Origin of the sequence: Pontibacter sp. JAM-7 (genome assembly GCF_048548695.2) — a bacterium.
Taxonomy (GTDB): domain Bacteria; phylum Pseudomonadota; class Gammaproteobacteria; order Pseudomonadales; family Balneatricaceae; genus Neptuniibacter.
On the sequence record NZ_JBLYIF020000102.1, the window covers coordinates 1 to 231 of the forward strand.

Genomic DNA, 231 nt, shown 5'->3' on the forward strand with positions numbered 1-231 from the left:
TACCAATGACAAAGCATTGAAAAGTGGCGACATCATAAATATCGATATCACGGTCATCAATGATGGTTATCACGGCTACACCAGCAAAATGTTCTTTTTCGGCAAAGAACTGCCACACGCGCGTCGTTTGGTTGATGTTACTCTGGAGTGAATGTATCGCGGTATCCGCATGGTAAAACACGGTGTCAGGTTCGGTGATATTGGCCACGCCATTCAATCCTATGCAGAATC

Annotated in this window: 1 protein-coding gene; it reads left to right on the top strand. The window is 45.0% G+C overall.

Annotation, left to right across the window (positions count from 1 at the left end; all coding sequences use genetic code 11):
• The first annotated feature begins 16 nt into the window (after positions 1-16).
• On the top strand, positions 17-151 hold the full coding sequence (locus tag ACFVYJ_RS13985) for a M24 family metallopeptidase (protein ID WP_463255489.1): 135 nt from the start codon (positions 17-19) through the stop codon (positions 149-151).
• Positions 152-231 lie beyond the last annotated feature (80 nt).